5 protein-coding genes and 1 pseudogene are annotated in these 7,577 nt (G+C 72.1%); 5 read left to right on the top strand and 1 reads right to left on the bottom strand.

Going from position 1 to position 7,577, the window contains the following annotated elements; all coding sequences use genetic code 11:
* Positions 1 to 68 precede the first annotated feature (68 nt).
* The 5 genes from FV229_RS23505 (at position 69) to FV229_RS23525 (ending at position 7,190) form a co-directional block, all read left to right on the top strand.
* Positions 69 to 2,420 carry a Tex family protein gene (locus tag FV229_RS23505; RefSeq protein WP_147754271.1) on the top strand — a complete coding sequence of 784 codons (2,352 nt, stop codon included), beginning with the start codon at positions 69 to 71 and terminating at the stop codon, positions 2,418 to 2,420.
* Positions 2,421 to 2,656: 236 nt separating this feature from the next.
* Positions 2,657 to 3,061: a helix-turn-helix transcriptional regulator gene (locus tag FV229_RS23510; protein WP_147754272.1), complete on the top strand. Its 405-nt coding sequence runs from the start codon at positions 2,657 to 2,659 to the stop codon at positions 3,059 to 3,061.
* A 184-nt stretch (positions 3,062 to 3,245) separates the two neighbouring features.
* Positions 3,246 to 4,424: a methionine adenosyltransferase gene (gene metK, locus FV229_RS23515; protein WP_147754273.1), complete on the top strand. Its 1,179-nt coding sequence runs from the start codon at positions 3,246 to 3,248 to the stop codon at positions 4,422 to 4,424.
* An 83-nt stretch (positions 4,425 to 4,507) separates the two neighbouring features.
* Entirely contained in the window at positions 4,508 to 5,224 is a 717-nt protein-coding gene (locus FV229_RS23520; RefSeq protein ID WP_147754274.1) for a tRNA (guanine(46)-N(7))-methyltransferase TrmB, read from the top strand.
* A 235-nt stretch (positions 5,225 to 5,459) separates the two neighbouring features.
* Positions 5,460 to 7,190, top strand: a complete 1,731-nt coding sequence (locus FV229_RS23525; RefSeq protein ID WP_246688313.1) for an HWE histidine kinase domain-containing protein — start codon at positions 5,460 to 5,462, stop codon at positions 7,188 to 7,190.
* Positions 7,191 to 7,298: 108 nt separating this feature from the next.
* Here the strand turns inward: FV229_RS23525 and FV229_RS23530 are convergent.
* A pseudogene (locus FV229_RS23530) lies at positions 7,299 to 7,577 on the bottom strand (hypothetical protein); the annotation flags it as partial.

Raw genomic sequence — 7,577 nt, forward strand, 5'->3', positions numbered from 1 at the left:
CCCGTCTGGCTCCCCTCCCCCATCCGGGTTAGACACCGCGCCCCGCAGCCATCGAGGACACGGACCGGATGATCGGCATCACGCAGCGCATCGCCACCGAGCTCGGCGTCGCCGAGGCGCAGGTGCGGGCGGCGGTGGACCTGCTCGACGGGGGCGCCACGGTGCCGTTCGTCGCCCGCTACCGCAAGGAGGCGACCGGCGGGCTCGACGACGCGCAGCTGCGCACCCTGGAGGAGCGCTTGGCCTACCTGCGCGACCTGGAAGAGCGCCGCGGCGCCATCCGCGATGCGATCCAGGGCCTCGGCAAGCTCGATGCCGCGCTCGCGCAGAAGATCGCCACGGCCGAGACCAAGGCGCGGCTGGAAGACCTCTACGCGCCGTTCAAGGTCAAGCGCCGGACCAAGGCTCAGATCGCTCGCGAGGCCGGGCTCGGTCCGCTCGCCGAGGCCTTGCTCGCGCAGCCGGAGCGGGACCCCGTTCAGGCCGCGAAGGCGTTTGCCGGCAAGGACGGGTTCCCCGATGCCGACGCCACGCTGGAGGGCGCACGCGCGATCCTGATCGAGCGCCTCGGCGAGGACGCCGAACTCGTCGGTAGCTTGCGCGAGGATGGCTGGCGGCGCGGGCGGATGCACGCCTCGGTCCGCAAGGGCAAAGCCGAGGCCGGCCAGAAGTTTGCCGACTACTTTTCCTTCGAGGAGCCGCTGACCCGCCTGCCCTCGCACCGCATCCTGGCGCTGTTCCGCGGCGAGAAGGAGGAGGTGCTCGACCTCGACCTCACGGATGCCGAGACGCCGCCCCCGGGCCAGCCGGCCTGGCAGGAGGCCCGGATCGCCAAGACCTTCGGCATCGCGGATCGCGGGCGGCCCGGCGACCGCTACCTCGCCGAGACGGTGCGGAAGACCTGGCGGACGAAGCTGAAGCCGGCGATCGACACGGATCTCCGCGCCCGGCTCTGGGCGGTGGCCGAGGCCGGCGCCGTGCAGGTCTTCGCCGGCAACCTGCGCGACCTGCTGCTCGCGGCGCCCGCCGGGGCGCGGCCGACGCTTGGGCTCGATCCGGGCTTCCGCAGCGGCGTGAAGGTCGCGGTGGTCGACGCCACCGGCAAGGTCGTCGCCACCGACGCGGTCTTCCCGCACGAGCCGCGGCGCGACTGGACCGGTGCGCTGGCGACGCTGGCCAAGCTCTGCCGCGCCCACGCGGTCGAGCTGATCGCCATCGGCAACGGCACCGCCTCGCGCGAGACCGACAAGCTGGCGGCCGAGCTCCTGGCCCGGCACCCGGAGCTGAAGCTGACTAAGGTGATGGTCTCTGAGGCCGGCGCCTCGGTCTACTCGGCCTCGGCCTACGCCTCCGCCGAGCTGCCGGGCCTCGACGTGACCCTGCGCGGCGCGGTCTCGATCGCGCGGCGGCTGCAGGACCCGCTGGCCGAGCTGGTGAAGATCGAGCCGAAGGCGATCGGCGTCGGGCAGTACCAGCACGACCTCGCGGAGGGGAAGCTGTCGCGCTCGCTCGATGCGGTGGTGGAGGATTGCGTCAACGGCGTCGGCGTCGACGTGAACGTGGCCTCCGCGCCGCTGCTCGCCCGCGTTTCCGGGCTGTCGGAGCGGGTGGCCGCCAACATCGTCGTGCATCGCGACGCGAACGGCCCGTTCCGCTCGCGCGCCGCGTTGCGGAAGGTCGTGGGCCTCGGCCCCAAGGCCTACGAGCTCGCCGCCGGGTTCCTGCGCATCCGCGACGGCAGCGACCCGCTCGACGCCTCGGGCGTGCACCCGGAGGCCTACCCGCTGGTGAAGAAGATTTTGGCCGCCACCGGCCAGCCGATTAAAGCGCTGATCGGCAACGGCGCGGCGCTCAAGGCGCTGAACCCGCAGAAGTTCGTGGACGCGACCTTCGGCCTGCCGACCGTCGCCGACATCATCGCCGAGCTGGAGAAGCCCGGCCGCGACCCGCGTCCGGCCTTCCGCACCGCGACCTTCCAGGACGGCGTCGAAAAGATCTCGGACCTGAAGCCCGGGATGCGGCTCGAAGGCGTCGTCACCAACGTCGCCGCGTTCGGCGCCTTCGTCGACGTCGGCGTGCATCAGGACGGGCTGGTTCACATCTCCGTGCTGGCCGACCGCTTCGTGAAGGACCCGCGCGAGGTGGTGAAGCCCGGCGACGTGGTGCAGGTCCGCGTCGTGGAGGTCGACCCGGCCCGCAAGCGCATCGCCCTCAGCATGCGCTCGGACGACGGCCAGCGGCAGACGCGACAGGAACCGGCGCGACAGGAACCGGCGCGCCAGGAGCAGGGGCGCCGAGAGCAAGGTAGGCCGGCGCGCGAATCCGCGCCGCGGCCCGCCGCGCCGGCGTACGAGCCGGGCGGCGCGCTTGCCGAGGCCCTGCGCCGGGCGACGAGCGGGCGGCCGCGGGGCAATGGCTGACGGCGCCGTGCACACGCCTGCTCGAGCGAAACCGTTGCTACGGCAACGAAATTTTTACCAGTACGGTCCAGGCTCGCGGACGCGGGCGGCCGAAGACCGGGCCGCGGGGGGATACCTCTGGATATCCAACCGGTTACGAAGGTGACAAGACCTGCGGGGGCGGTTAAGCTTAGGCATGGCGAGGTCGTGGACGACCGATGTTCCGGGCCCTTGGGGGCGCGCACGCGAGACGAGTGATGGCTGGACAGAAGACGGATCAACGGGACGTTTATGTCGGGCAGCGCATCGCGGAGCAGCGGCGCAAGGCGTCGCTGACCCAGCGCCGCGTCGCCCAGAGCTTCGGCATGTCGGCGGCCCAGCTGCAGAAGTACGAGAAGGGTACCAATCGCATCAGCGCGATCCATCTCGACATCTTCTCGCGCATGACCGGCGTGCCCCTCGACCACTTCTTCAGCGGCATGCCCCGCGACGAGGACCACGCCGTCGAGGGCTTCGCCGACGCGCCGCAGCGCCCGCTCGAGGGCGGCTGGCAGAGCGTGGCCGAGATGGTCGCCCGCCACGTCGCCGAGAACTGCTCAGCCGACACGCGCCGCGACTTCGCCGCCGCGGTCCAGACCCTCGAGCGCAAGCTGAGCGGCTGACGCCGTCGATCCCGCTTCGGCGCACCACTGTACCGATCTAGCGTCCGCTTCGTGCGGTATAGCGGATCCGTTCGGCATTCCACCTTGACCCTGGGGGAAGCCGGTGCCAGAACTCTGGCCCTCACGACCGGGTCAAGCGCCGCGATTTCAGGAAGGCGCACCCGCCAACCGGGGTGCCCCGACGATGCCGCGTTCAGACTTCCTCTTCACCAGCGAGTCCGTCTCCGAGGGCCACCCCGACAAGGTGAGCGACCGGATCTCCGACACCGTGGTGGATGCCTATATCGCCGCGATGCCCGAAGCCCGCCTCGGCGTCGAGACGCTGACCACGACCAACCGCGTCGTGATCGCCGGCGAGGTCCGCGGCCCCGACTCGGTGACCTTCAAGGACCTGGAAGAACTCTCCCGCGAGGCGGTGAAGGACATCGGCTACGAGCAGGCCGGGTTCCACTGGAAGAACAACGAGGTGCAGATCTACCTGCACGCCCAGTCGGCCGACATCGCCCAGGGCGTGGACGCGGCCGGCAACAAGGACGAGGGCGCGGGCGACCAGGGGATCATGTTCGGCTACGCCGCCGACGAGACCCCGGAGTTGATGCCGGCCCCGATCTTCTACGCCCACAAGATCCTCAAGGACCTCGCCGACGCCCGCAAGGCGAAGCAGGGGGACGCGGCCAAGCTCGGGCCCGACGCCAAGAGCCAGGTCACGGTGCGCTACGCCAACGGCCGCCCCGTCGAGGCAACGCAGATCGTGCTCTCGACCCAGCACCTCGACGAGTCGCTCGATTCGGCCGACGTGCGCGCCATCGTAGAGCCCTACATCCGCGCGGCTTTGCCCGAGGGTTGGATCAACGAGGGCACGGTCTGGCACGTGAACCCGACCGGCAAGTTCGTCATTGGCGGCCCGGACGGCGATGCCGGCCTCACCGGCCGCAAGATCATCGTCGACACCTACGGCGGCGCGGCGCCTCACGGCGGCGGCGCGTTCTCGGGCAAGGACCCGACCAAGGTCGATCGCTCGGCGGCCTACGCGGCGCGGTATCTCGCCAAGAACGTCGTCGCGGCGGGCCTCGCCTCGCGCGCCACGATCCAGCTCGCCTACGCCATCGGCGTAGCCAAGCCGCTCTCGATCTACGTGGACCTGCACGGCACCGGCAAGGTCGACGAGGCCAAGCTGGAGGGCGTGCTGATGGACGCCCTCGACCTCTCGCCCCGCGGCATCCGCCTTGCGCTCGGCCTGAACAAGCCGATCTACGCCCGCACCTCGGCCTACGGCCATTTCGGCCGCGCGCCGGATGCCGACGGCGGCTTCTCCTGGGAGCGCACGGACCTCGCCGAGAAGCTGAAGTCGGCCCTGGCGTAAGGCTTCCACCGCGCGGGTCTTCCCTCCCCCTCTGCGGGGGAGGGAAAGCGCGTCGCGTCTTCTTCGAACACCCGAGCCCGGCCGTGACCGAAACCAGCCCCCCGGCCGACGCCCCCGAGCGGGCCTTCTTCGGCCGCCGCAAGGGTAAGCGCCTGCGCGGGCTGCAGGAGCAGCGCCTTGCCGAGCTGCTGCCGCGCCTGCGCGTCGCGCCGCCCGCCGAGGGCCGCCTCGATCCGGCGACGCTGTTTCCCGGCATCGCAGACGGTCCGTCCGAGGTCTGGCTCGAAATCGGGTTCGGCGGAGGCGAGCACCTGGCGGCTCAGGCCGAAGCCCATTCCGACATCGGCATCGTCGGCGCCGAGCCCTTCGTCAACGGCGTCGCGAAGCTGCTGCGCGCCGTCGACGAGCGCGGCTTGCGCAACGTCCGCATCCGCGACGAGGACGTGTCGCCGCTGCTCGCGGCCCTGCCGGATGCCTGCCTCGCGCGGGTCTACCTGCTCTATCCCGATCCCTGGCCCAAGCGACGCCAGCGCAAGCGCCGGTTCGTCTCGGACGAATCGCTCGCCGAGATCGCCCGCGTGCTGCGTCCCGGCGGCCTGTTCCGCTTCGCCAGCGACATCGACGACTACGTCGGCTGGACCCTGGTGCGCACCGCCCGCTGCCCCGCGTTGCGCTGGACGGCGCGCAAGGCCGCCGACTGGACGCAGCCCTATTCCGGCTGGCCCGGTACCCGCTACGAGGCCAAGGCGATCGCGGCCGGGCGCCGCCCGACCTACCTGGAATTCGAGCGCATCGCGTAAGGTAAAATCGGGGCGGCGGGCAAACTAAGCTGTTGTCGAAGCCGCAGAGGGCGCCCGACGGCTTGCCCCGGCTGGGCGCCGGCCCCATCTTGCTCCCGCCCAGCCGGGGCGCCCAACGGGCGTGCCCACCGGGGCGACGCTTTTCGAGACGGCGCGACCGCGCGTTCGAGGGGACGGTGTGACCGACAGGGACGATCACGGCCCAGTAGGCGGCTTGCACGGCCCGGTAGGCGGCTTGCACGGCCCGGCGGCCGACCCGCGCCACGCAGCCTTCGAGGCGGCGGCCATCGGGCTCGCCGTGCTGTCCGAGGACGGCGCGCAGATCCTTGAGGCCAACCCCGCACTCTGCGCCCTGCTCGGCCACGCCCCTGGTGCGCTGTCGGGAAAGCCGGCCTCCGACCTCGTCGGCGGCGGCCGGATCGCCGATGGCATCCATCCCTGGCTCCATGCCGGCGGCGGCTCGGTGGAGGTGCGGGTGCGCCGCTCCGGCGCCGGCGGCACGGTTCTCGTGGTCGAGGCCGTCGACGCCGACGAGGCGGCGCGCTCCGAGGAGAACCGCCAGGACCTCGCCGCCGCGGGTCTCGGCGAATGGCGCTGGGAGCAGGCCACCGGGCGCCTCGTGCTGTCGCGCCGTGCCGCGCAGATCCTCGGCCATCCCCCCGGCGACTCCGTGACCTGGGACATCCTGCGCGCCGGCCTCTCTGCCGGCGAGCCCGAACGCCTCCAGGCCGTGGTCCGGGACGCGATGGCGCGCGACGGCGCCTACCGCTTCGAGACCCGCCTGACGCGGGAGGCGGATGGGCGCGAGGTCGTCCTCGCCGTGCGCGGCCGCCCGGTCCACGCCGCCGACGGGCGCCGCACCGGCATGGTCGGCGTGGTGCAGGACGTGACCACGCGGGTCGAGGCGCGCGACGGCCTGGTCGCCCGCGACCAGCGCCTGCGGGTCGCAACCACGGTCGCCAGGCTTGGGATCTTCGAGTGGCACATGCTCGAGGACCACGCGATCTGGGAGAACGAGCGGATGTTCGAGATCTTCGGGCACGCGCCCGAGGACGGCACCATCGGCAAATCCGAGTTCTTGCGCGACACGCTGCACCCGGACGACCGGGCGAGCGTGCGGCTGGCGATCTCGCAGGCCCTGCGCGACGACGCGATCCTGCACACCACCGGCCGCATCCGCCGCCGCAGCGACGGCGCGTGGCGCACTATCGACCTCGCCGGCCGCTTCGAGCGCGACGCCCCGAACCGGCTGCCGCGGCGGTTGATCGGCCTCGTCGCCGACGTCACCGACCAGCGGCTCGCCGAGGAGCGCCAGGCGCTGCTGATCCGCGAGCTGCACCACCGGGTGAAGAACACCCTGGCCACGGTGCAGGCGATCGTCGGCTCGACCGCGCGGACGGCGTCGAGCATCGACAGCTTCTACGAAGCCTTCGTCGGCCGCATCAAGTCGCTCGCCCACACCCATTCGGTACTTACCGAGGCGACCTGGCAGACCGCGGACCTGCGCACGCTGCTGCTCAGCGAGCTGCGCCCCTACGCCGAGGCGCAGACGCGGGAGGGCGAGGCCGGCGAGGGGGACGGCGCCTTGGACGGCCGCATCACGCTGGACGGGCCGGACACGGCGCTGCCCTCTGAGATCGCGGTGCCGATCGGCATGGCGATCCACGAGCTCACAACCAACGCGGCGAAGTACGGCGCACTTTCCAACCGCCGCGGGCGGATCTCGGTCGCCTGGACCATCCTGTCGGGCGGCTCCGCCGGGATGCTGCATTTCGCCTGGCGCGAAAGCGGCGGCCCGCCGGTGGAGCCGCCCCGCCGCCAGGGTTTCGGCTCGCGCCTGCTGCAGCGGGTGCTCACCACGCAGGTCCAAGCCGAGGTCGAGACCCTCTACGCCCCGGACGGCTTCGCCCTGACGATGCTGGCCCCCCTCCCCGTCCGCAACCCCGGTCTCGACCCGCCGGGCTGAGCCGCTCGACGCCCTCTTGCGGCCGGAACTACGGGTTCACGCATCGCGTAGGCGCAGTCGCCACCCTTTCCTCCCTCCTCTGCGGGGGAGGGTGGCCCGCGACCTACCTCAGGCCGCGCCGCGGTTGCCGCCTTCGCCGCCGGCTTCGACGAAGGCCTTCAGCTCGTCGAGGGAGGCGAAGGTGAAGCGGCCCTGCGGGGTGTCGGCTTCGATCGCGCCGTCGGCGTACATCACGTAGGTGTTGCCGCCCGACGCATAGCGGCCGACCACCTCGCGGGCCGCAGGCTCCGGGGCCGCCTTTGCGGGCTCGGCGTCGAGGCTCGGGCGCAGGGCCGGCTCGGCCGGGGCGAACAGGTCGTCCTCCGGCTCGGGGGGCGAGGCGGGCGG

Source organism: Methylobacterium sp. WL120 (assembly GCF_008039465.1).
Classification (GTDB): Bacteria; Pseudomonadota; Alphaproteobacteria; order Rhizobiales; family Beijerinckiaceae; genus Methylobacterium; species Methylobacterium cerastii.

Coding starts and splice junctions, on each gene's coding strand:
- FV229_RS23505 (WP_147754271.1), top strand. CDS start 69: ATGATCGGCATCACGCAGCGCATCGCCACCGAGCTCGGCGTCGCCGAG.
- metK (WP_147754273.1), top strand. CDS start 3,246: ATGCCGCGTTCAGACTTCCTCTTCACCAGCGAGTCCGTCTCCGAGGGC.
- FV229_RS23510 (WP_147754272.1), top strand. CDS start 2,657: ATGGCTGGACAGAAGACGGATCAACGGGACGTTTATGTCGGGCAGCGC.